The organism is Rhizobium sp. CFBP 8762 (assembly GCF_014841565.1).
Taxonomy (GTDB): domain Bacteria; phylum Pseudomonadota; class Alphaproteobacteria; order Rhizobiales; family Rhizobiaceae; genus CFBP-8762.
Genome location: NZ_JACYUD010000004.1, coordinates 266,470 through 290,619, shown reverse-complemented (window position 1 = coordinate 290,619; position 24,150 = coordinate 266,470). Strand labels below are relative to the sequence as shown.

At 59.1% G+C, this 24,150-nt stretch carries 19 protein-coding genes; 6 read left to right on the top strand and 13 right to left on the bottom strand.

From position 1 onward, the window contains the following. Positions 1–98 precede the first annotated feature (98 nt). The 5 genes from adh to IFT84_RS12000 all read left to right on the top strand — a co-directional run bounded on the left by adh (position 99) and on the right by IFT84_RS12000 (position 5,391). Positions 99–1,616 (top strand): aldehyde dehydrogenase, encoded by a 1,518-nt coding sequence (adh, locus tag IFT84_RS12020; protein WP_192119624.1) that lies wholly within the window; start codon positions 99–101, stop codon positions 1,614–1,616. A gap of 376 nt (positions 1,617–1,992) precedes the next feature. Beyond that, the gene (locus IFT84_RS12015; RefSeq protein ID WP_192119622.1) at positions 1,993–2,340 is read left to right on the top strand and encodes a DUF779 domain-containing protein; all 348 of its coding nucleotides are present in this window, start codon (positions 1,993–1,995) and stop codon (positions 2,338–2,340) included. Positions 2,341–2,570: 230 nt separating this feature from the next. Then, entirely contained in the window at positions 2,571–3,494 is a 924-nt protein-coding gene (locus tag IFT84_RS12010; RefSeq protein WP_192119620.1) for a manganese catalase family protein, read from the top strand. Positions 3,495–3,745: 251 nt separating this feature from the next. Next, complete coding sequence (locus IFT84_RS12005) at positions 3,746–4,828, top strand: RHE_PE00001 family protein (RefSeq protein WP_192119618.1); 1,083 nt, start codon at positions 3,746–3,748, stop codon at positions 4,826–4,828. A 203-nt stretch (positions 4,829–5,031) separates the two neighbouring features. After that, the gene (locus tag IFT84_RS12000) at positions 5,032–5,391 is read left to right on the top strand and encodes a hypothetical protein (RefSeq protein WP_192119616.1); all 360 of its coding nucleotides are present in this window, start codon (positions 5,032–5,034) and stop codon (positions 5,389–5,391) included. A gap of 16 nt (positions 5,392–5,407) precedes the next feature. Here IFT84_RS12000 and IFT84_RS11995 read toward each other — a convergent pair whose 3' ends face one another. The 3 genes from IFT84_RS11995 to IFT84_RS11985 are packed head-to-tail and all read right to left on the bottom strand — an operon-like array spanning position 5,408 to position 9,068. Next, positions 5,408–6,727 carry a sensor histidine kinase gene (locus IFT84_RS11995; protein ID WP_192119614.1) on the bottom strand — a complete coding sequence of 440 codons (1,320 nt, stop codon included), beginning with the start codon at positions 6,725–6,727 and terminating at the stop codon, positions 5,408–5,410. After that, a complete protein-coding gene (locus IFT84_RS11990) occupies positions 6,724–7,377 on the bottom strand; it encodes a response regulator transcription factor (RefSeq protein ID WP_192119612.1) in 654 nt (217 codons plus the stop codon). The genes IFT84_RS11995 and IFT84_RS11990 overlap by 4 nt, the downstream gene beginning before the upstream one ends. Positions 7,378–7,391: 14 nt before the next feature. Then, positions 7,392–9,068, bottom strand: a complete 1,677-nt coding sequence (locus IFT84_RS11985) for a phosphoethanolamine transferase (protein ID WP_192119610.1) — start codon at positions 9,066–9,068, stop codon at positions 7,392–7,394. Positions 9,069–9,259: 191 nt separating this feature from the next. Between IFT84_RS11985 and IFT84_RS11980 the strand changes: the two genes are divergently transcribed. Further along, positions 9,260–10,828: a DUF4214 domain-containing protein gene (locus IFT84_RS11980; RefSeq protein WP_192119608.1), complete on the top strand. Its 1,569-nt coding sequence runs from the start codon at positions 9,260–9,262 to the stop codon at positions 10,826–10,828. 206 nt (positions 10,829–11,034) lie between these two features. Here the strand turns inward: IFT84_RS11980 and cysG are convergent, their stop codons facing one another. The 10 genes from cysG to IFT84_RS11930 all read right to left on the bottom strand — a co-directional run bounded on the left by cysG (position 11,035) and on the right by IFT84_RS11930 (position 24,113). Continuing rightward, on the bottom strand, positions 11,035–12,510 hold the full coding sequence (gene cysG / locus IFT84_RS11975; protein ID WP_192119606.1) for a siroheme synthase CysG: 1,476 nt from the start codon (positions 12,508–12,510) through the stop codon (positions 11,035–11,037). Then, positions 12,482–15,163, bottom strand: coding sequence for a nitrate reductase (locus IFT84_RS11970; RefSeq protein WP_192119604.1), 2,682 nt, complete (start codon positions 15,161–15,163; stop codon positions 12,482–12,484). Before IFT84_RS11970 ends, cysG begins: the two co-directional genes overlap by 29 nt. 5 nt (positions 15,164–15,168) lie before the next feature. Beyond that, positions 15,169–15,498 (bottom strand): nitrite reductase small subunit NirD, encoded by a 330-nt coding sequence (gene nirD / locus IFT84_RS11965; RefSeq protein ID WP_192119602.1) that lies wholly within the window; start codon positions 15,496–15,498, stop codon positions 15,169–15,171. Positions 15,499–15,550: 52 nt separating this feature from the next. Then, a complete protein-coding gene (nirB, locus tag IFT84_RS11960) occupies positions 15,551–17,998 on the bottom strand; it encodes a nitrite reductase large subunit NirB (RefSeq protein WP_192119600.1) in 2,448 nt (815 codons plus the stop codon). 4 nt (positions 17,999–18,002) lie between these two features. Continuing rightward, a complete protein-coding gene (locus IFT84_RS11955) occupies positions 18,003–18,800 on the bottom strand; it encodes an ABC transporter ATP-binding protein (protein ID WP_192119598.1) in 798 nt (265 codons plus the stop codon). Between the two features lie 11 nt (positions 18,801–18,811). Next, complete coding sequence (ntrB, locus tag IFT84_RS11950) at positions 18,812–19,708, bottom strand: nitrate ABC transporter permease (RefSeq protein WP_192119596.1); 897 nt, start codon at positions 19,706–19,708, stop codon at positions 18,812–18,814. Positions 19,709–19,764: 56 nt separating this feature from the next. Further along, complete coding sequence (locus IFT84_RS11945) at positions 19,765–21,063, bottom strand: CmpA/NrtA family ABC transporter substrate-binding protein (protein WP_192119594.1); 1,299 nt, start codon at positions 21,061–21,063, stop codon at positions 19,765–19,767. Positions 21,064–21,406: 343 nt separating this feature from the next. Continuing rightward, positions 21,407–22,669 carry a CmpA/NrtA family ABC transporter substrate-binding protein gene (locus tag IFT84_RS11940; RefSeq protein ID WP_192119755.1) on the bottom strand — a complete coding sequence of 421 codons (1,263 nt, stop codon included), beginning with the start codon at positions 22,667–22,669 and terminating at the stop codon, positions 21,407–21,409. 34 nt (positions 22,670–22,703) lie between these two features. Then, positions 22,704–23,297 carry an ANTAR domain-containing response regulator gene (locus IFT84_RS11935; RefSeq protein ID WP_192119592.1) on the bottom strand — a complete coding sequence of 198 codons (594 nt, stop codon included), beginning with the start codon at positions 23,295–23,297 and terminating at the stop codon, positions 22,704–22,706. Between the two features lie 237 nt (positions 23,298–23,534). Beyond that, positions 23,535–24,113 carry a TetR/AcrR family transcriptional regulator gene (locus tag IFT84_RS11930; protein WP_192119590.1) on the bottom strand — a complete coding sequence of 193 codons (579 nt, stop codon included), beginning with the start codon at positions 24,111–24,113 and terminating at the stop codon, positions 23,535–23,537. Positions 24,114–24,150: the final 37 nt, after the last annotated feature.

Genomic DNA, 24,150 nt, shown 5'->3' with positions numbered 1-24,150 from the left:
AGGTGTAGCCGCGAAAATTTCGCGTGACAGCGGTGGCTGCCGGGTGGATGATGGTGGTTGTTCGCGGTCTCTTTGAGACCTTTCTGGGAGGAAACGTGATGAACAAGGCAGAATTCAACAGAACCGCACGTCCAAATTTTAAAACCCGCTATGGCAACTACATTGGCGGGCAATGGGTGGAGGCCAAATCCGGACGCACATTCGAGAACTTTTCACCGGTCAATGGCCAGCTTCTGTGCGAGGTGGCGCGCAGCGAAGCGGCGGATGTGGAGGCGGCACTGGACGCAGCCCACAAGGCCAAAGATGCGTGGGGGCGTACCAGCCCGGCGGAGCGCGCCGTCATCCTCAACCGCATAGCCGATGTGATGGAGGACAATCTGGCGCTGCTGGCGGAAGCCGAAACCTGGGACAATGGCAAGCCCATTCGCGAAACCACGGCCGCCGATATGCCGCTGGCGATTGACCATTTTCGCTATTTTGCCGGTGCAATCCGGGCGCAGGAGGGCGGAATTTCGGAAATCGATGCTGATACGGTCGCCTATCATTTCCATGAGCCGCTGGGCGTTGTCGGGCAGATTATCCCGTGGAATTTCCCCATTCTGATGGCGGTGTGGAAACTCGCGCCAGCGCTTGCGGCAGGAAACTGCGTGGTGCTGAAGCCGGCTGAACAGACACCGGCGTCCATTCTGGTGCTGGCGGAACTGATCGGCGATCTCCTGCCCGCCGGTGTGCTCAACATCGTCAACGGGTTCGGGCTGGAGGCGGGCAAGCCGCTGGCATCCAACCCACGCATCGCCAAGATTGCCTTCACCGGGGAGACGACCACGGGGCGGCTGATCATGCAATATGCCAGCCAGAACCTTATTCCGGTGACGCTGGAACTCGGCGGCAAATCGCCTAACATCTTCTTCAAGGATGTGACGGCGGAAGACGACGCGTTCTTCGATAAGGCCATTGAAGGCTTTGTGATGTTTGCGCTCAATCAGGGCGAGGTGTGCACATGCCCGTCGCGCGCGCTGATTCATGAATCCATCTACGACCAGTTCATGGAAAAGGCTTTGAAACGAGTGGAGGCAATCGTGCAGGGCGATCCGCTGGACCCGAACACGATGATCGGCGCGCAGGCTTCCAGCGAGCAGATGGAAAAGATTCTGAGCTATTTCGACATTGGCCGGCAGGAGGGGGCAGAGGTACTGGCCGGTGGGACACGAAATGAAATGTCAGGCGATCTGGCGGGCGGCTATTACATCAAGCCAACCGTGTTCAAAGGCCATAACAAGATGCGGATTTTTCAAGAAGAAATCTTTGGTCCTGTGGTGTCTGTTACCACATTCAAGGATGATGACGAGGCTCTTTCGCTGGCTAATGATACCCTGTACGGGCTGGGATCGGGCATCTGGACCCGCGATGGCAACCGCGCCTACCGTTTCGGCCGTGCCATTCAGGCGGGCCGGGTGTGGACCAATTGCTACCATGCGTACCCGGCCCATGCGGCCTTTGGCGGGTACAAGCAATCGGGCATCGGGCGGGAGAACCACCTGAAAATGCTCGATCATTACCAGCAGACCAAGAATATGCTGGTGAGTTACAGTGCCAACAAGCTTGGGTTCTTCTGAGAGAAAAAATCCGGTGCCGGGTTGAGAGTATGGATGAGGGAGGGGAGGACGGAGGGTGCGAGGAAGGTACGGCGGGTTTATGCCGCTGGTGAACGGGTACTGTAACAACGATGACGGTTTGTAGCATCGCCTGAATAAGATCCTGCAACGGCGTTCCCGGCTGTACCACGCCTCACTCCCCTCCCTCACCCCTGTGCTGGTCACAGGGGTCCACCGGCACAGGTGCTCGCTCATGCGGGGTTGAGAGTATGGATTCCTGTGACCAGCACAGGAATGACGGATGGAAGAACGGAGAATGAGATGAGGGCATAGTGGTTTAAGGTTTGGTCGACCGCAGCTTCGGTCTCATTTATCAACCAATCGAAAGGGAAATTCCATGGATCGGCCAGCAAAAAATCAGGTCAGCGCGACCCAGCCAGCGCTGGCGCTGATTGCGGACCTTACAGCGCAGTACGGGCCGATCCTGTTTCACCAGTCCGGCGGGTGCTGCGATGGATCGTCGCCCATGTGCTATCCCCGCAGCGATTTTCTGGTTGGGGATCAGGATGTGTTGCTGGGCGAGATCGGCGGGGCGCCGGTTTACATCAGCGCGCCGCAGTATGAAGCCTGGCGGCACACGGAACTGATCATTGATGTCGTACCGGGCAGGGGCGGCATGTTTTCGCTGGATAACGGACGCGAAGTCCGGTTTCTCACCCGCTCCCGCGTATGCGCGGTGCCGTAGTTTCAAGAGAGTGCAGAAAGAATAAAAAACCCCTGAGTGATGAATATCGTCTTATACCTGCAATAATGTTCCAAGCTAGAGCCGATGCGGTGTTTTGCAAGTGGTAATATAGCTCTATTTTCACGTTTCGCGTGCAATATTCATCTTGATATAATGTGAAAGTGGTACAGGTTGGACTGACCGGTCTTATCCGGCTCAAATCCCATTGTTCGTTATCACAGGATGGCACGATGTTCTTACGCGTTGACAAGTTGCAGGTAGACCTACCTGCGCCGAAACAGAAGAACCCGAACGCGGCCGCAGCCCTTCAGGAACTTCTGGGCGGCAAGTACGGCGAGATGTCGACACTCGGCAACTACATGTTCCAGAGTTTCAATTTCCGCAGCAAAAGCAAGCTGAAGCCGTTTTACAGCCTCGTGGCCTCCATCACTGCCGAAGAACTCGGCCATGTGGAGCTGGTCAGCAACGGTGTTGCCATGCTCAATAACGGGCCGGACAATGACGGTGACGAGCAGGACGGTGGCGATATCTCCAACGCACCCTACGAGGCGATGAAAGACATTCGCCTTGCCAACAATTTCTTCTCCAATCAGGGCGGTGCCACGCCAGTCAACAGCAACGGCGCCTCCTGGAACAACGATATGGTGACCACCACCGGCAATGTGGTGACTGACCTCTTGCACAACTTCCATCTGGAATGCGGTGCGCGCCTGCACAAGCTGCGCGTCTACGAAACGCTGACCGACCCGACAGGCCGTGAGGTCTGCGGTTATCTCCTGGTGCGCGGCTCGGTCCACGCCCATGCCTATGCACTGGCGTTAAAAAAGATCACCGGCGTCGAAATCGAAAAGATGTTGCCGACACCCAACATCAACCTCGACCGTATTCCGGAGTGCCAGAAGTATCTGGCGGAAGGCTCACACCGCCGCCTCTACACCTTCAGCCCCGGCGATTACAAGGAAATGGCCGGTATCTGGGGTGGTGGCGAGCAGGCGCTGGCGGGCGATCCTCCGGGCGAACTGGAAGTGGTGGATGGTCATCCCGATGGCGGCAAGATCCATCAGCTGACCGGCGTTCCCTCGGCCTTCACACCGGATTATGCACCGGAAGAAATGTTCGAGATCGCCAGCAAGCTTTATGAAAAGTCCCGCTAGGCTTTAGCGGCTTTCTGCTTTCGGGTTATGCACCCCTGTGGTTTTCCGCAGGGGTGTTTTTTGTCCGTGAAGTCTGGTGTGGACAGGCTCACAACCGTGCTTGACAGGCGGGGTGGATGGGTCTTTAATCAACCTCAGCGGACGAAAAAATGTCTCCACACACCCTAAATAGCCCTGATTTTGCGCATACCAAGTGACCCAAGCAAACGGTCTGTTCACTTGGATAAGGCGCCTGTGCTATCGTCATTCCAATGACTTATCTGCTCACCGATTTTGATCTCGAACGTCTGGTATCCCCGCTTGCAACCGCAACGGCCAATCTGGCGCGGCTGGATGAGCGCATAGCCCGGTCCGCCATCCGCGAGGGGTGGACGCAGCGCATGCATTTCCGCGATGCCATCGCCTGCCAGTGGCTGGACGGGGAACTGGTGCATCTGGAAGATCTGGTCCTGCACGATGCGCGCATGGACATTCGTGCGCCAACCCATGAGTTGATCCGCACCCATGATATGCTGCGCACCCGCAGGCAGATGGCAGGGCAGGAAGCGAGCTGGGCATTATCGGCGGCGGGGCTGGCGCAGTTGCGGGGGCGTGCGCCGGACCGGGTGCAAGCATTTGCCGCGCTGGAGCGAAAGAGCATGGACAGCGGCGACGCACTGGAAGCGGAGATGAACGCGCTGGATGCCGTGCTGGCGCGCGCGCAGCAGACGCTGGATGCGGTGACAAAAACCCAGGCGGCCCCAGCGACGCGCGAAGTCGAACACAGCCTCATCTACGATGCCGACTGGGATGAGGATGAACGGCTGCGCCAATGGCTGGGCGTGGTGGAGGCCAGCGCCCATCTGCCGCCTGTCCTGCGCACGGCGCTGGCGCTGGAGGCGTGGCACGCCATCGGCGTGCTGCAACATACCCGTTGGCTGGGGCCACTGCTGGCAGCCTCGCTTTTGCGCGAAACCGGGCTAACAGCGGCGCATCTTGTGGCGCTCCACATCGGCCTGCAGGCGGTGCCGCGTGAAGAGCGGCAGGCCAAAAGCCGCAACGCACGCCTTTGCGCCACGCTCAACGCGCTGACCGCAGCATCGCAAGCAGGATTGAAGGAGCATGACCGGCTGTTGCTGGCCAAGGGCCATCTGGAGCGTCGTGTTGCAGGCCGCCGCTCCTCGTCACGCCTGCCGGATCTGATCAAACTCGTTCTGTCCCATCCGGTGGTATCCTCCGGCATGATCGAGGCGCATCTGGGCGTCAGCGCCCAAGGCGCGGTCAATCTGGTGACGGAGCTTGGCCTGCGCGAGGTAACCGGGCGGCAGCGGTTCCGGGCGTGGGGATTGGGTTGAGGCGGGTTGCGCAAATGCGGGTAGCGTTTTGTGGTAGAACGAATGAGTTGAATAAGGAGCCTGAAGCGTGGTCCACGCAAAGTGTGCAACGGTTTTACGGAAGCGACAAAACAGAGATGTAAGCGTGCAGAGCGGCTCTGAAAGATCGCGACACGCTGTCCGTCGCGATGGTATAGTCAGCCCGGTTGCGTGGAGGGAACCATATGGTACGGCTCATTATCCTGCTTTTTATAGGGTTGCTGGCAACACCGAGTTACGCAGATCATTCCATGAAACTCAGCCCGAATACGGACGAGCATTTGTTTCAATGCGGCTCTGTTTTTGTTTTAATGTCGGGCGTCGTGAAGTTAGCTGGCGATACTGAAAAATCCAAACGCTATCGCGTAAAGTTCGACAGGCTGGCAGTGATGGCAGAAAGCGTTTTCGAGCGGACGAACCGGTCGAAAAAAGAGGCAGAAGTCTATATGCAAGAGCATGTTGACTTATATGTCGCTCTCGCTCAGAAAGATGCCAGGCAAGTCGTCGCGTTTACCCGAGTTTGCGATCTACGCTATCCCGATTGAGCCATGGTGTGATCAATTAAAGCCGAATGATCACCTCGACCCCGTCGCTTCTGCCTTCGACGGGCGACTGGAGTATCAGCTTTCCATTCATCTGCGTGACAAGGCGGTTGACGATGGAGAGGCCGAGGCCGGAGCCGTTGGCTTGCGTCGTTGCACGAACGAAACGGCCGCTCCATGTTTTCAAAGCAGCAGCAGGAATGACACTGCCATGGTTTTGAACCCGGATCGTGTCGGCGGTTGAGGTGATGGAAATGGGGCTGTCCGGCGGGCTGTGGATCAGCGCATTTTCAATGACATTGCGCAGCACGATGGCAAACGCATCGGCATCGATCGCCCTTATGAACGTTTCCGCCCGGGTCATAACCCCGAGGCGACCGGCATGGACGCCGCGCTCGAAATCGTCGACCACCACAGTCAGGACGGGGATGAGGTCGATGGCATGGTCCTGAACGCCAATGCCAGCCTCCGCCCGGGAAAGCTGCAGCAGCTTTTCACCCAAGCGCCCGAGATGTTGCAGCGATGCTTCAATCTGGCGCAAGCGCGGCACGATGGCCGGCGGGGCTTCCGCCAGCAGACGCTGCGTTTGCGCCAAGGCTCCGGCAATGGGGGTGCGCAACTCGTGCGCGCTGTTGGAGGTAAACTCCCGCTCGGCTTCCAAAGCCGACCGCAGCCGCTCCAGCAGAAGATTGACCGAATGCGCAATCGGCAGCAACTCGCGCGGCAAAGACGTCTCATCCACCGGGGCGAGATTGCCACTGTCCTTTCGGCCGATATCGGCGCGCAGGGTTTCAATGGGGCCCAGAAGACGCCGCACGACGACCATGATCACCCACATGCTGGCAGGCACAAGAAGAAGCAGCGGCAGGAACAACGCCCATCCACCCTCGCGAATGGCCTCCCGCCGGTTGCGAAACGCATCGGCCACCTGCACAAACACTGTGCCATCCAGCGAAACCGCCGTGTAAATACGGTGCTTGGCGGTATCGGAAAAACCCACACTCAAAGGCGCATCAAACCCGATTGCAGGCGCATCGTCGGAACGCATGATGATGCTGCCATCGGCGCGGCGTGCCTGATAGGTCAGATATTCCGTGCCCGGATAGGGTTTGGCGTGGGTCACATTCGGATCGACCGGCCCTTGCGCCAGCGTATCGACGACCAGTGGCAACAGGCGTTCTGTGGTTTGCTGCAAAGCCCCATCGAAAATCTCCGAGAACTCCAACTGCATGATGACCATGCCAAGGCCTGCGGCAATCAACCAGAAGGCCGTAACCACCGCCGCCAGTATTGCTACCAGCCGACGGGTCATGCTGTGGTTTGCGGGTTTCGATGTCATCGCAGGCTGTATCCCAGGCTGCGTACCGTTTCGATACGGTCCGGTCCGATCTTCTTGCGCAAGCGGCTGATATACACTTCCACCGTATTGCTTTCGATTTCTGCACCAAAGGCATAGAGCGTATCATGAAGCTGCGCTTTCGATACGACCCCGCCGGGGCGCTCCAGAAGTTTTTCCAGCACTGCCCATTCCCGCGCACTCAGGCCCACGGTTCTGCCGTCCACGGTCAGGGATTTCAGGCTCTGGTCGATCTCAAGACCGTTCAGCTGAATGCGCGAGCTCGGCCTTCCCTCATACCGGCGGGAAACAGCCAGCATTCGGGCGCTCAACTCATCCAGATTGAACGGCTTCACGAGGTAATCATCCGCGCCGCTGTTCAGCCCCTCAATCCGGTCGCTGACCTGATCATGCGCGGTCAGAATGATGATCGGCACCGCATCGTTACGGGATCTGAGCGCGCGCAGCAAGGTCAACCCATGGCCATCCGGCAGACGTAAATCCAGCAGGATCAAGCCGTAGACCGTGGTTTGCACCACGGCCATGGCATCGGCCAGCGTCTTGAACCAGTCCGCCGCATGGCCTGCGGCCCGGACATGGTCCCTGAGCGCCTCTCCCAGAACCGGATCGTCTTCTACCAGCAATACGCGCAACGCGATCCCCCTACTTACCGGCTTGCAATAACATCTTGCGGCGCGGCGCGCAGCTTGTCCAATCGGCAGGATGCGAACACGTCCAGATCCGGCTTATAGGCGGATGTAACCACATTCATCATACTCAGGACCGAATGAAACAGATAATCCTGCGAGCGCGGCTGATCCGCCGTCTGGCGAAGGCAGGTTTCATTCAGGCCCATGGATTGCGAAAAGTCCTGATCCATCCACACCATGAACGGAACATGCGTCTGCGTGCTGGGGGCCACCATGTAGGGTGCGGCGTGCAGGTACATGCCATATTCTCCAAGCGATTCACCGTGATCGGACATATACAGCAGGCTGGTGGCGAACTGCCGGCCTCTGCCTTTCAACCGGTCCACGATGGAAGACAGAATGAAGTCGGTATACAAAATGGTGTTGTCATAGGCATTGATGATTTGCGCCTGGGTACAGTCACCTAACTCGCCCGTTCTGCAATCCGGCTGAAACCGGCGGAATTTATCCGGGTAACGCATGGAGTAGGCGGGCCCGTGGCTGCCCATGATATGCAGCACCAGCACGCTGTCGGTCTTGACCGAAGCCAACCATTGATCGACGCGATCCAGAAAGATCTCGTCCAGGCACTCGCCCTTGTCGCAGTATCGCGGATCGCCCTTGGCGCGAATATCGTGATAGTCCGCGCGGTTGGCGACGTCCTTGCTGCCCATATCATTGTCCAGCCAGGTGACCTTGACACCGGCATGGTCCAGCACATCGAGCAGATTTTCTTTGGCCAGACCGCCGCGATAGGAATAGCCCGCCCGCGTCAGATCGGAGAACATGCAGGGCAGCGACACGGCGGTGGAGGTTCCGCAACTGCTGGTATTTTTGAAAACCATAGGCTTTTGGGCAGCCATTGCCGGTGTGGTCTCCCGATTGTACCCGAACAGCGCATGGTTGGCGGCACGCGCCGTTTCGCCCGCCACGATGATGGTGATACGGGGCTTGGTCAGCGGATCGGACACCTTGACGACCCGGGCATCCCGCCCGAGGGGTGCCACGGCCAACCGGGGACGGCTGACATCGATGGCGTACTTGACCGCGCTGCCGATGGGGACGGCGGGGACGAAGGTTTTCATCATATCCTGATGCTGGCGAAACGCTGCGACAAGCACCTTTGAACTGGAGAACCACGCAACGGAAAAGACCAGCAGGCAACCGGCGATCATGGCGAGGTTGGTGCGCACTTTGCGCGAAAACGGCCGATGGACGACACGCACCCACAGGATGAAGGCACTGGGCAACACACCGAACAGAACCATGTGCCACAGCAACGATGGCGTGATGAGGTGGCGCGCTTCCGCCGATGACGTGTCTGCTATGTTGCGGATCATATCGGTATCGACAACGATGCCGAACCGGTCGGTAAACCACGAGGTTCCAGCCGCCGTCAGCACCAGCGCTATGAACAGCGGCTTGGTCAGATACCGCACCGAGAATGCGGTCAGCACGGCAATGGTCAGCGCGATCAGGGCCACATGAAAAGCCACCAGTGCCGAGGGGTACGCGGCCAGATACGTGCGAACCCTGGCCCAGAAGGTCCAGTTTGTGAAAAACAGAATGTAGAGTGAAACCAGCACGCTTAGCGTGATGCTGCCCATTTGGGGACGAAAAACCCCAAGGTTACGTCTGCTATTATCGTCGTTCATCGTGTGCCTCGCCGTGGAGCGGCGAAAGACAGGACGCCTTCGCCGGAACTGATTGGCAAAGGCACCTTCAAGCTGACGTGAACCTGAACGGTTATCGTATCGCGAAAAAAAGCAGATGATTTATCAGGATTACCGTATATGATGCTCACGGCTACAAAGTGTAAGATCAATACGCCGTTGTGAGGTCGCTCATGAGTTCCGCAATATTACCCGATGCAGGCTTTACGACCTCAAACGTTCCATACAGCACGAATTCCCACATAAATGCCCTCATTACCGACTATGATGAAAAGTGGGGCGGTGCTGTCGGAACCGGAGTGACGCTCAGCTACAGCTTTCCATGGGCGAACGGGAAAGAGGCGTCCTTTGGTTATGCAGGCGAGCCCCCGGGCAGTATCTCGTTCGGTTTTTCTGCCCACCAGCAGACTTTAACACGCGCCGCGTTGCAAACCTGGTCGAACGTCGCAAATATCCGGTTTGAAGAAGTTGCGGAAACCAGCACGGACGTCGGCGTTTTACGCTTTGGTTTTACCGGGAATGTCAAGGATCCTTACTGGGGTGTTGCGTTCTTGCCAAGTGCGCGCTGGGCGGAAGGTGGCGATGTGTGGGTCAACCCGAAGTTCAACCAGCCATGGGACACCGTATCCGAGGACGCAACGGCACTTGTCCACGAAATCGGACATGCGCTGGGCCTGAAGCATCCCTTCGAAGGGGCTGTACAGATCCCGAAAGACCTCGATTTTTTGAACTACACGATCATGTCCTACACACCCCCTGAGGGGGCCATTACGTTTGACCCTGAGACCCTGCGGTGGGGACTCCTGATCAATAAGCCGATGGTCTACGATATACTGGCCATTCAGTACCTGTATGGTGCAAACTGGTCGTATCGCACTGGCAACGATGTCTACACCTATGACCCCACGCGCGGTTTTTTCGATACCATCTGGGATGCCTGTGGCAACGACACGCTGGACCTGTCCAATTTCGTCACCGACCTCGTGCTGAACCTGAACGACGGCGCCTACTCAACAGCGCGCGTTGACAACTGGAATGCGAAGGACAATCTCGGAATTGCCTATGGTGCGGTCATCGAAAACGCACAAGGCGGACGCGGGAATGACCAGATCATAGGCAACGGCGCCGACAATGTGCTGCAAGGCAATGACGGACGAGATACCCTGATCGGTGGAGCAGGCCGTAACCTCCTCGATGGGGGACAAGGTTTGGATGTCGCGATGTTCACCGGCCTCAGGAACGACTACACGTCAACGAAGAACAGTGGCAACTTGGTCGTCACCTCCCGGAACGGTTCCTCACAGGATACATTGTCCAATATCGAACGGCTTGCGTTTCTGGATGGTACTCTCGCATTCGATACGGACGGTATCGCTGGCCAGACCTATAGGCTGTATCAGGCTGCATTCAACCGCAAACCAGACGCGGATGGACTGGGCTACTGGATCCGCCAATTGGAAAGCGGAAAAGCATTCCAGTGGACAACCGCGCATTTTGTTCAATCCGATGAATTTACAAGTTTGTATGGGCATTCGCGGATGGTCAGCAATGTCGGGTATACTGAATTGCTCTATAAAAACACGCTGGGCCGACAGTCTGAGAAGGCTGGTCTCGACTATTGGGTCGGACAGTTGGACAACGGTCTTGTCACGCGCAACTATATGCTTGAAGCGTTTTCAGACAGTCCGGAAAACAGAAGCAATGTCGCCGGTGCGATTTCCGACGGGATATGGTTTGCGTGAGGCGAAATCGATGAACAGCACAGAGACGCGGCCACCTTGAAGCGCGCAACCAGTGCACGAATACGCTCTCTTCTCGATATGGTTGCTGGAACAGAACTGATCTGGAAAGATCAACCGATTCAAAAATCCGGAACGCTTTAGCTGTGAATAGACTTAGGCGGCGGGCAGGGCGACGGCTTCTGCCCTGCCGGGTTCGCTCCCGCTAGTCACAGGCTTCCAGCCAATGTCTCCAGACGGTCGATTTCAGACGGACGGATGCGCCCTCCGGCGACCGCGCCGAAAACCTCTCCCACACCAATCAACACAGGCTCATCAACACCGATTGTACGCATTGCCTCAGAAAGGCTTCCAAGCGGACCGGCCCAACGGCGCTCTTGTGGACGGCTGACAGAGGAAACCACGACGACGGGCGTGTCCGATGTCATGCCGTTGTCCCTGAGGCGCTGCTCGATCTGCCCTGCCATGCGTCCGCCCATGTAGAAAATGGACGTCTGATTGGCTGCAGCGAGCGAGGCCCAGTCAACGGTGCGGGGCAATTCATGGTTGCGCGAATGGCCCGTCACAAAGCGAACCTGCTGGGCGAGATCACGATTGGTGAGTGAGGTCTTCAGCGAAGCCGCCATAGCCGAGGCTGCGGTGATGCCCGGAACCACGTCTACGGCAATTCCCTCGGTTTCCAGCCGCGCTATTTCTTCGCCTGCTCGCCCGAAGATCATCGGGTCCCCCGATTTGAGCCGGACCACGCGTTTGCCAGCCTTGGCAAAACGCACCATCATATCGTTAATGTCATCCTGACGGCAGCTCTCCCGACCGCCTCTCTTGCCGACGAGGAAGCGTTTTGCTTCTCTCCGGGCCAGTTCGAGCACCTCGGGCGACACAAGGTCGTCGAACAGAATAACGTCGGCGGCTTGCAGGGCTCGCATGGCCTTGAGAGTGAGCAGTTCGGCATCACCCGGTCCCGCCCCGACCAATGTTACCGAGCCCGACGGTGGCCTTGAGGCGATCTGCTCAGCATTGGTGAGCAACCGGTGCGCCGTCTCCTCCGCCGGTGGCTCGTTCGTCGACAGGCTCCGGGCGGCGAAACGCTCCCAGAAAAGCCGCCTTGCCGCGCCCGGCGTCAGGCGGCGATTGACCGCCTCACGCAGCGAATGGGCAAGGCTCGCCCATTGCTTCAGCGAGGGCGGCAGGAGCGTTTCGATCCGCTGGCGGATTGCCTGAGCCAGGATGGGTGCCGCCCCATCGGTCGAGATCGACACGATTACCGGCGAGCGATTGACGATCGAGCCGAACTGGAACTGGCAGTAGGCAGGCTTGTCGATCACATTGACGGGGATGCCCGCCGCCCGTGCCGCGCAGAAGAAGGCGCGCGCCTCGTCATCGGTTTCGCAGTCGGCAAGCGCCAGCGACGCGCCGGTAAAGATGCCGCAATGCCAAGGATGCGGATGATGGATAAGCGCGGTGCGTTCAACCAGCGCCTTCATCGTCTCCCCAAGATCATCGTGTTCGCAATAGAGCTCTACGGCGGCACCACAGGATTGTAGAAGCTCTGCTTTCCAGGCAGCGCCATCCGATCCACCCGCGATGACCACGCGTTTGCCTGACAAGTTCCAGAAAACAGGAAGCTTGGCGAGTGCGGCGATGCGTTCGTGTCGGTCACTCTGCGGCAAGGGCTTGGGTCGCATCCAATATCCTCCTGATTTCGGGGCGGCAGGAGCCGCAGTTTGTTCCGGCACTCAAGGCCACACCGACGGCTTCCACAGACCGGCAGCCGCTCTGCGCCGCCGCGTTGATCTGGTTGATGCCAACAGAAAAACACGAGCAGACGATTGCACCCTTGTCGGGCCGGCCTGCTGCTGGACGGCCAGCGATCAGCCGGGATCGGGCCTGCCGGTCCCCATGGCGTTCCTCAAGCTGGCTGACTGCCCATTGCCGCGAGACGCAGACCGGTTCCGGCGAGACGAACAGGGCCGCTACAAGATGCTCTCCCTCGAAAAAGAGAAGGCGATGATTACCCGCCTGTTGGTCGACATAGCCGGAAAACTCGTGATGGTCCTGAAGCAGCAGGCTTTGCCGCAACCAGCTCTTCCAGCCCTCGGAAGGCGGGTCGCCCGCAAATTCCAGACGATAACCACCGTCGATTTTCGCAATCGCCCAATAGGCGAACGGGAGGTCGCGCGGTCGCGTCCTCGTCACCAGAAAGCCATGCGCCTGCGCGGCGTGGCGGGTCACCGAAACATGGGCCATCTTCAGTGCAGGCTGGCCGGAGATCGGGTCGGCGCGAGAAGAGACCAGCGTATCCACGCGCGCGCTCGGAGCCGTCTCGCCTGTCCAGTGCATGGGAACGAAAACAGAGCCACGCATCTGCCTGTCGGTCAGCAGGGCGCGCACGATGATCGATCTGCCGTTTACACCTTCGATCCGCACAAGATCGGCATCGCCGATACCGACTTCAACCGCGTCCGCTGGATGGATCTCGCAGAATGGTTCTGCAATATGCGCGGAAAGCCGGGCACTCTTTCCCGTTCGCGTCATCGTATGCCAGTGATCGCGGATGCGGCCCGTATTGAGGGTGAAGGGATGGCACTGGTCCTTTGTTTGCGCCACGGGTGTCGTGACGGGCACCAGGCGCGCCCTTTGATCGGCGGTATAGAAGCCACCGTCGGCGAAAAAGCGGGCAAGTGACGACCCATCTTCGCGCAAAGGCCATTGGAACGGCGCCAGATCATCATAGGCGTCCGCGCTGATCTTGGCATGGGCGCCAATATCGAAATCGCGTTCGCCTTCGTTCTCGAAGGTGGAGAGCGACGCATGTTCGGCATAGATCGCAGCCGGACTACCATAGTTAAAATGAGGGCCAAATCCCATTCGCCGACCAACCTCCGCCAACTGCCACCAGTCGGCCCGGGCGTCGCCCGGCACCGGCAGGAACGACCTTTGCCGAGAGATGCGCCGTTCGGAATTGGTCACAGTGCCGAATTTTTCGCCCCAGCCGGTGGCCGGAAGCAGGACATGGGCAAGACGTGCGGTGTCGGTGTCGCTTTGGATGTCCGAGACGACCACGAAGGGACAGGCTTTTAGGGCGGCCTTGACCGCATCGGCGTCGGGCATGGAGACGACAGGATTGGTTGACATGATCCAGATCGCCTTGATCCGCCCGTCCGCCACCGCCTCGAACATGTCGATAGCTTTCAAGCCGGGTTTACCTGCAATCACCGGGGCATTCCAGAAGCGCTGCACCCGCTCGCGGTGGACAGGGTCGTCGATTGCCATATGCGCCGCGAGCATGTTGGCGAGGCCGCCGACCTCACGTCCACCCATCGCGTTTGGCTGGCCGGTCAGCGACAAAGGTCCCATGCCCGGGCGGCCGATCCGGCCTGTCGCCAGATGACAGTTGATGATGGCATTGACCTTGTCCGTGCCGGTAAAGGACTGGTTGACACCCTGGCTGTAGCAGGTGACGACCTTTTGTGTCTGGGCAAAGAGTTGATAAAACTGGCGGATCAATGTGCTGGATACGCCAGTTGCCTCCGGGAGGTCGGACACTGGTCCGCGCGACGCCGCCAGCAGTGCTTCGGCAAAGCCGGTGGTATGCCTCGCGACATAATTGTCATTGATCGCACCGGCCTCGGCCAGATGGGTGAGCAGGCCGTTGAACAGGGCAATATCGCCGTCAGCGGCGACGGCCAGATGCAGGTCGGCGATATCGCTGGTCGCGGTTCGGCGCGGATCGATCACGACCACCTTCATCGTCGGGCGGGCGGCCTTGGCTGCGGCGAGACGCTGGTAGAGGACCGGATGGCACCAGGCCATGTTGGAGCCGACCAGCACCACGAGATCGGCAAGCTCCAGGTCCTCGTAACAGGCCGGTACGGTATCGGCACCGAAGGCGCGGCGATGGCCGGCGACGGACGAGGCCATGCACAGGCGTGAATTGGTGTCGATATTGGCGGAGCCGATGAACCCCTTCATCAGCTTGTTGGCAACGTAATAGTCTTCGGTCAGCAACTGCCCGGAAACATAGAAGGCGACGGAATCAGGTCCATGTTCGGCAATCGTCCGCTGGAACGTCGAGGCGACGAGATCGAGCGCCTCGTCCCAGCCGGCATGTCTGCCCCGAATTTCCGGATGAAGCACACGGCCGTCCGGCCCAAGGGTTTCGCCGAGCGCGGAGCCTTTTGAACAGAGCCTGCCGTAATTGGCTGGATGGTCCGGATCGCCTCTGACACTGACCTTTCCCTTGTCATCAACGGAGGCAATCACGCCGCAGCCGACGCCGCAATAGGGGCATGTCGTTCTGGTCTCACAGGAAACAGGCACGGCTCCCACAGCGATCATTCCATCTACTCCGCTGCAACCAGCATGCTTTCAAGCATGATGGACAAATGACCGTCGATGTTGCGGACCGGAATGGTCTTGACCGCGCCTTCGTCTGCGCCAAGTGCCTTGCCGGTTTCCAGCGAAATCACCCAGTTGTGCAGCGGGCAGGTCACCGCCTTGCCATGGACGATGCCTTGCGTCAGCGGACCGCCCTTGTGCGGGCAGTGGTCCTCGATGGCAAAGACCTCGTTGTCGGCGGTACGAAACACCCCGATCTTGCCCTGCGGCGTCTTCACGCATCGCGTCCCGCGTAGCGGTATATCGTCAATGGTGCCGATTGCGATCCAGTTCATAGGTAAGCTCCTTGTGTTCCTTTGCCCTCTCTCCTCTTGCGGGGAGACTGGACTATTCGGCCGCCTCGCCATAGCCGACCGTCGCCATCGGCTTGAACTCGTGCTTGTCCTTGCCGGAGACGCGCTCCGACCATGGGTCGACCTGAGCGAACCTCTGGCTGAAGACGAAGCGTTCGTAGTAGCCCTTGCGCTTCACCGCGTCGGTCATGATCTGGCGCCGGATTTCGTCATGGCCGATGCGCTTGGCCCATTTGTAGATCCGCTCGAGATAACGGCCCTGTTCGCGATACATCTGGGTGAGCGCCACGATATGCTCCAGCGCTTCGTCCTCGGTCTTTACGATACCCAGAACATCGGTACCCTTGATGTCGAGGCCAGCCGCACCGGCAAAATGAATTTCGAAGCCGGAATCCACGCAGATGACGCCGATATCCTTGCAGGTTGCTTCGGCGCAGTTGCGCGGACAGCCGGAAACGGCAAGCTTCAGTTTGGCCGGTGTCCAGGAACCCCACATGAATTTTTCGATGCGGATGCCAAGCCCGGTTGAATCCTGCGTCCCGAAGCGGCACCAGTCGGACCCCACGCAGGTCTTTACCGTGCGCAATCCCTTTGCGTAAGCCTGACCGGAGATGAAACCGGCCTTGCCGAGATCGGACCACACTGCCGGAAGGTCTTCCTTCTCGATGCCGAGAAGGTCGATGCGCTGGCCGCCGGTCACCTTGACCATGGGGATCTCGAATTTGTCGACCACGTCTGCAATAGCGCGCAGTTCGGCGGCATTGGTCACGCCGCCCCACATGCGCGGCACGACAGAATAGGTGCCGTCCTTCTGGATGTTGGCATGCACACGCTCGTTGATAAAGCGCGACTGGTAATCATCGGCATATTCGTCGGGCCAGTCGCAGACGAGATAATAATTGAGGGCCGGGCGGCATTTGGCGCAGCCGCAGGAGGTCTTCCACTCCAGTTCCTGCATGACAGCCGGTATGGTCTTCAGGCTCTTGGCCTTGATCAGGCGGCGGACATCGTCATGGCCGAGTTCGGTGCAGGTGCACATCGGCGCGACGGAAGCAGGATTGTAGGCGTCGCCCAGTGTCAGCGCCATGAGTTGTTCAACGAGACCGGTGCAGGACCCGCAGGAGGCGGAAGCCTTGGTGTGGGCGCGCACGTCATCGAGCGAGGTCAGGCCCTTGGACGAGATCGTAGACGTGATCTTGCCCTTGCAGACGCCGTTGCAGCCGCAGACTTCTGCATCATCCGGCAAGGCTGCAACGGCCGCCATAGGGTCCAGCGGGGCACCCCCCTGATAGGACTGGCCGAATATCAGTGTGTCACGCATTTGCGAAATATCGGTTCCGCGCTTCATCAGGTCAAAGAACCAGGAACCATCTCCCGTCTCGCCGTAAAGCACGGCGCCAAGGATCTTGTTATCCTTCAGCACGAGGCGCTTGTAGATGCCGGCCGACGCATCGCGCAGCACGATTTCCTCACGGTCCGGCGCTTCGGCGAAGTCACCGGCGGAGAACAGGTTGATGCCGGTGACCTTGAGCTTGGTGTTGACGACAGAGCCGTGATATTCGCTGGTCCCACCGGTCAGGCGATCGGCAAGAACCCGCGCCGCCTCATAGAGCGGCGCGACGAGGCCGTAGCAGGTGCCACGGTGTTCGGCGCACTCGCCAAGCGAAAAGACATTGGGGTCCGAGGTCATCATGCCATCGTCCACCACAATGCCGCGGTTGACGGCGATACCGGCTTCCTTGGCCAGAGTAGAGGCCGGGCGGATGCCGACGGCCATGATCACCATGTCGCCGGGGATGATACGACCATCCTCCAGTTCGACGCCCTCAACCCTGTCGGTTCCCAGAATCTGTCTGGTATTGGCCTTGGTGATGATGTCGATGCCGCGTTCGGTCAGCGCCTTTTCCAGAAGATAGGCAGCGGCAGGATCGAGCTGGCGCTCCATGATCGTTGGCATCAGGTGGATGACCGTGACATCCATGCCCTGCCGTTTCAGTCCGTAAGCCGCTTCCAGACCCAGCAGACCGGCACCGATGACAATTGCGCGGCCCTTGCCCCTGGAAATCTCAAGCATTTTCTCAACATCGTCGAGATCGCGATAGGGCAGGACGCCGGGCAATTGATGGCCCGGAACCGGAATGATGAAGGGCAGCGAGCCGGTGGCGATGACCAGCTTGTCGTAAGCTGCCGTGATGCCGTTGGCCGATGTGACCGTCTTGGCGTGGCGATCGATTTCGGTGACCTTGGCCCCCTTGTGCAGGGTTACGCCATGGGCGGCATACCAGTCGTCGGTGTGGATGACGATGTCGTCATAAGACTTTTCGCCTGACAGCACCGGCGAGAGCATGATGCGGTCATAGTTGACGCGCGGCTCGGCGTTGAAAATGGTTACCTCGTAAAGGCCGGGCGCCTTTTCGAACAGGTTTTCGAGCATGCGGCCGGGTGCCATGCCATTGCCGATGATGACGAGTTTTTCAGCCATTGATTTACTCCGCGGCTTCAACGAAGCGGTGGCGTTCGTAGAGGAACTTCAACACGGCTTCGCGGGATTTGAGGTACGTGCGGTCAGCGGCAAGCGCAATGCGGTCCCGCACCCGTGGAATGGGCACATCCAGCACTTCGCCGATGCGGGCAGCCGGGCCGTTGGTCATCATGACGATACGGTCGGACAAAAGCACCGCCTCATCGACGTCATGGGTGATCATGATCATGGTGTTGCCGAGACGGGAATGGATCTCCATTACGGCATCCTGCAGATGCGCGCGGGTGAGCGCATCGAGTGCGCCGAAGGGCTCGTCGAGCAGCAGGATCTTCGGCTCCATTGCCAGCGCACGGGCGATACCGACACGCTGTTTCATACCACCGGAGATTTCCGCCGGACGCTTGTCCTTTGCATGCGCCATCTGGACGAGGTCCAGGTTGCGCATCACCCATTCATGCCTTTCCGCCTTGGTCTTGCGACCGGCAAAGACCTTGGAAACGGCAAGGTTTACATTCTCGTAGACGGTCAGCCATGGCAGCAGCGAATGGTTCTGGAATACGACGGCTCGTTCCGGGCCCGGTGCGTTGACCTCTACGTTTTCAAGCAGGACAGCCCCTGCGGAAACCTGCGTCAGACCGGCAATCAGGTTGAGAAGTGTCGACTTGCCGCAGCCGGAATGGCCGATGATCGAGACGAATTCTCCCTTGCCGATGGTCAGGGTGACGTCCTTCAGGACATCGGTGCGGGTTCCTGAGCGCTCGAAGCTTTTGTCGATATGATCAATCTTGAGATAGGCGTTCATGCTCGCTCTCCTCAGTTCTTCGCGGTGCCGCGCGTGATGACGTTTCCAAGAAGCGCCACCAGCTTGTCGAGGACGAAGCCGGTTACGCCGATGTAGGCGAGCGCCACGATGATGTCGGAGAGGCGCGAGGAGTTCCAGGCATCCCAGATGAAGAAACCAATACCAACGCCGCCTGTCAGCATTTCCGCCGCAACGATTGCAAGCCACGACAAACCGATGCCGATGCGAAGGCCGGTGAAAATGTAAGGTGCGGCGGCCGGCACCATAATGCGGATGAAGAATTCCAACGGGTTGAGACGCAGGACGCGTGCGATGTTGCGATAGTCGTCGGGGATGTTGCGCACACCGACGGCGGTGTTGATGATTACAGGCCAGATCGAGGTGATGAAGATGACGAATATCGCAGACGGATTGGAGTTCTGGAATGCCGCAAGCGAGAGCGGCAGCCAGGCGAGCGGCGGTACGGTTCGCAGGATCTGGAAGATCGGGTCGAGGCCGCGCATGGCCCAAACCGATTGCCCGACGACGGCGCCGAGAAAAACACCGACGATGGCAGCCAAGCCAAAGCCGATGGCGACCCGCTGCAGCGAAATCAACACACGCCAGGCGAGACCGATATCCTGCGAGCCATAATTAAAGAACGGAAAGGCGATCAGGTCGTAACTGTCGATCCACACCTGCGATGGCGGCGGCAGCGTTGCACCCGGACTGGAACAGGCGATCTGCCAGATGGCCAGCAGCCCGATCAGGACCGCTAGCGGCGGCAGGACATGACGACAAATTGCCGCCAGAATACGTTGCGTATCAAGCCTGCGTGCAGGCCGGTGCGCCATCAAAACGACGGTGCCGATCCTGTTAACAGACGTGGCCATCGCTTCAGTGTTTGCCTTGCGGGCGGTTGCGGTCATGGTGCGGTCCTCTCGGGCGATTGGTGTTCACGGGCGGCAGTTTCGTTAACCTTCGCTCAGGCTCCGGCCTTGATTGTCAGGCTGTCGAGATAGGCCTTCGGGTTATCGGGGTCGAAAACCTTGCCGTCGAAGAAGGTTTCCGGTCCGCGCGAGCTTGATGCCGGGATGTCAGCGGCGGCGATGCCGAGGTCGGCCGCAGCCGCGCGCCAGATGTCTTCGCGGTTAACCTTGTCGACCAGCGTCTTGATGTCGGTGTCGGGTGCGAACTTGCCCCAGCGGATGTTCTCGGTAAGGAACCAGGCGTCGTGGCTTTTGAAGGGATAGGACGCGTGGTCCTTCCAGAACTTCATTTCAAGCCCGGTGTTTTCCACAAGACGCCCATTGCCGTAGTTGATCGTGCCTTTCAGGCGTCCGGCGACATCCTTGGGCGGTACGTTGAACCACTGGCGCTTGCCCAGAATTGCCGACATCTCTTCCTTGTTGTCCATGCTGTCAGCCCAGATCTGCGCTTCCATGATGGCCATCATCAGGGCCTTTGCCGCCGTCGGGTTCTTCTCGATCCATGCGCTGCGCAAGGCGAGCGCCTTTTCCGGGTGGCCTTTCCACAGCTCGCCCGTGGTACAGGCGGTAAAGCCGATGCCCTGATTGACCAACTGCTCGTTCCAGGGTTCCCCGACACAGAACGCATCCATGTTACCAACCTTCATATTGGCGACCATCTGCGGCGGCGGCACGACGATGGTGGAGACGTCCTTGTCCGGGTCTATGCCGCCAGCGGCGAGCCAGTAGCGAATCCACAGATCATGGGTGCCACCGGGGAAGGTCATGGCCACCTTAATTTCGTTGCCTGCGGCCTTTTTGGCGGCGAAGGCGTCCTTCAGCCTCGAAGCGTCGAGCTGGACACCGGTCTCGGCATATTCCTTGCCGACGGAAATACCCTGACTATCGAGATTGAGCCGCGCGACGATTGACATTGGCACGGGCACGTTGTTTTGCGTCACCTTGCCGGTTTCCATCAGGTACGGCATGGGGGTCAGGATATGGGCGCCGTCAATGCCGTTGGCTTCGCCACCGAGCACGAGGTTGTCACGGGTCGCGCCCCAGGAGGCTTGCTTCAGCACCTCGACATCAGCCATGCCGTGTTTCTCGAAGAAGCCTTTTTCCTTGGCGATGATCAGCGGTGCGGCATCGGTGAGCGCGATAAAGCCAAGCTTGATGCCTGTGACCTCCGGACCGGTTGATGCAGCAAAGGCACCGGATGGGAAAGCGAGCCGAGCCGCGCTGGCGAGCGCCGCCGCAGAACCAATCTTGAGAATCTGGCGGCGGCTTATGGTCATTCCTGTATTCTTCGTCATTGTTCTTATGCCCCTCTGGTGCGCGACGGAGATCCGAAAACAAAAAAACGCCGCGTGCCCGTCTGCTGGGTCCGGGCGATAGGGGCCGGACAGCAAGGGAGCATGCGACGTCGGTGTCGGATGGGGATATGCGCCAGACCTGGCGCTCATCTGTCCTGCAATCGCCGTTGACTGCGGACAGAGATATTGGAGCAAGGAGCGTGCCAGTTTCGTTTGACGCTAGGCAGGGACGCAAACAAACGTTCCTGCACGGTTTTGTCAGCGCCGTTGGTCTGACCTGATGCAGGCTTGCACGTTCAAAAGCCTGACCCCGGATGCAAATGCCTCAGGTTTGTGCACTCCATTAGCTTTCAATGGTTCCCTTGGCCGCCGCCGATGTGGATCGCACTGAAAACCGCTCGACATACCCTTCGACATCCTCCGGGTCGAAGAACTGGCCATCCATGAAGCCATCGTAACCGGCACCGTTTTTCTCGCTCGGCACGGCTGCAAATTTGCCGAGAGCAGTGCGGTAAAGGTCCGGTCGGAAGGCGCTTCTGGCGCGCGCCAAGCCTTCCTCGCTGAAAGCTGCGTGCCCCCATCGGATCATCTGGCTGTAGATCCAGGTTGCCTGATCTGGCCGCGGATAGTTGGCCGCCTTGCCATGGTAGAGGAAGTAGTCGGGGACGACCCGTTTCGTTCCCTGCGCATCGAGACTGAACTCGCCGCTGAGGACCCGCCGGACAATGCCCTCCGGTGCGGCGATATACTCGGGGGCGCTGAGGATTTTGGCGAGTTCGTCATGGTGACCGGGGTCGTCGCACCAGCGGGCAGCCCGGTCGAGCGCAACGATGAGGCGGGACACCGTGTCGGCATTGGCTTCGGCCCAGTCTGGCCGCATGCCCAGAACCTTTTCGGGAGCCAGAGCCCATATGTCCTGCTTGGCCGCGACAATCCGGCCCGCCCCGCGTTCAGATGCGATCATGTTCCACGGCGCGCCGACGCAGAACCCGTCGATGGCTCCGGCCGCCAGGGCATCGGACGTCAAGGGCGGCGGAACCACGACCAGTTTCACGTCCCGATCGGGATGGATACCGCCAGCCGCCAGCCAGTACCGGAACTCGTAATTGTGCGAGGAAAAGGGATAGGTCATGCCAAGTGTCGGCATAGCCTCGCCGCGCGCCCGCATGTCGGCAAGCAGGGCCGCCAGGGCCCGCGCATTGGCGAGCGCACCGGCATCGTCTGTCAGGGTCGTCAATGACGTCATCCGCTCGAAGATGCGCGTGGACAGCGTAATGGCATTGCCGCCGCGACCAAGCGAAAACGGTGCGATGGTCGGAGAGGGATTGGACCCCAGTCCGAGCATGGACGCCACCGGCATGGGCGAGAGCATATGCGCAATATCGAATTGCCGGAAAGCGAGCCGGTCACGCACATTGGCCCAGGTGACATCGCGAACCAGTTCGAGACCCAATCCTTCGGTCTCGGCGAATCCGAGTTCCACCGCAATGATCAGGATGGCCGCATCCATCAACGGTATGTATCCTGCCCGCAGTGTGCGCTGCTCCTTGCCGCGCACACGCATGGGAGCCTTTGGGGCACTGTCGTCGGGTTGTGTGGAAACCATGGTACTCACCAGCATTCTCCGATCAATGCCGCGTTCAAAGCAGCATTCCTGCAGCCGTGACGACGCTTTGGGCGATGTCTGCCAGCTTTTTCTTCTCGTTCATGGCCGTCTGGCGCAGCAGCGCAAAGGCCTGTTCCTCGCTCAGCCCGCGCATCTTCATCAGGATGCCTTTGGCCCGCTCGATGACCTTGCGCTCCTCGAGCGCATTGCGTGCCTCCGCCAGTTCGCGCTGGAGCCGGCTGAAAGCATTGAAGCGGCTCACCGCCATGTCAAGGATCGGCTTGACCCTCTCCTTTTTCAGGCCATCGACGACATAGGCCGAAACACCGGCATCGACGGCAGCTTCTATGGCAGCGGTATCGGATCTGTCGACGAACATGGCGATCGGGCGCGAGATCATCCGGGTGAGCTGGAACATGTGCTCCATCATGTCACGATTGGGGTTCTCGATGTCGATGATGATGACATCCGGGTCCATCGTCTCGATCAGTCGTGCGACGCCCTGCATCTCATGGATCACCTTGACGTTAAGATGTCCCGCTTCGCTCAGGCCTTCTTCTATGATCGAGGCACGGATTGCATTCTCGTCGATAACCAGAATTGTCAGGTCGTTGGTGACTGTTGACATGTTCAAGCCGAGGTGCGGTCAAAAAGACGTGGCAAGCGCGCGGTGCCGGGGTTCGATGCGGAATTGTCACAGGTCGCCACAATACCGATGCGAATTGACGAGGACGCGAGGCAGTGAATGGACGGACAATTTGACAAGGGCAGCTCCCGCGAAATTTAGCATGTACACATGCAATCCTCGCGCCAGTTTGTGCAAGCGGTTCTCAATACCGAGGGAACCGCGGCTCGTCCGCGCTCTCTATTGGGTGGGAACGAGGCGCTTGACCTCGTTGGCCGCTGCCTGAAGAAGCCGGTTGGACATGTCCTCGTCTATTACAATTCTGGAAAGCGTAACCGCACCAACCATCAATGACAGTAGGGCCATGGCCCTTTCCTCAACATCGAATTCACCTCCTGCCGGAATCAGTTCCTCTATGACGTGAAGGTGGCTTTTGATGCCTTCCTGGAAAGGTCTCCGGACGTCTTCACTTTGCCGAGCGGCGTCGGATCCGAGTGCGACGAGCGGGCAACCGTCACCCATCTCGCCACGATGGCCCGCCGACAGGTAGAAATCGACAACCGCATGTAGGGGATTTTTGCTGGATGCCGCAGCCGACGACCATCGAAGCGTCGCACTTTCCATCGCCCGCCGGGATGCAAGCGCGGCCAAATCGTCCTTGGACTCGAACTGCTTGTAGAAGCCGCCTTGGGTAAGGCCTGCGCCTTTCATCAGATCCTTGAGACCGATCCCGTCGAAACCATGCTCACGGAAGAGCCGGCTTGCGACATTGATTACGGTTTCTCGATTGGCTTCGGCCTGGGCCCTCGTAACTCTCATTCGATCCTCGCTTAGATTTCAATTGACATCTATAGGT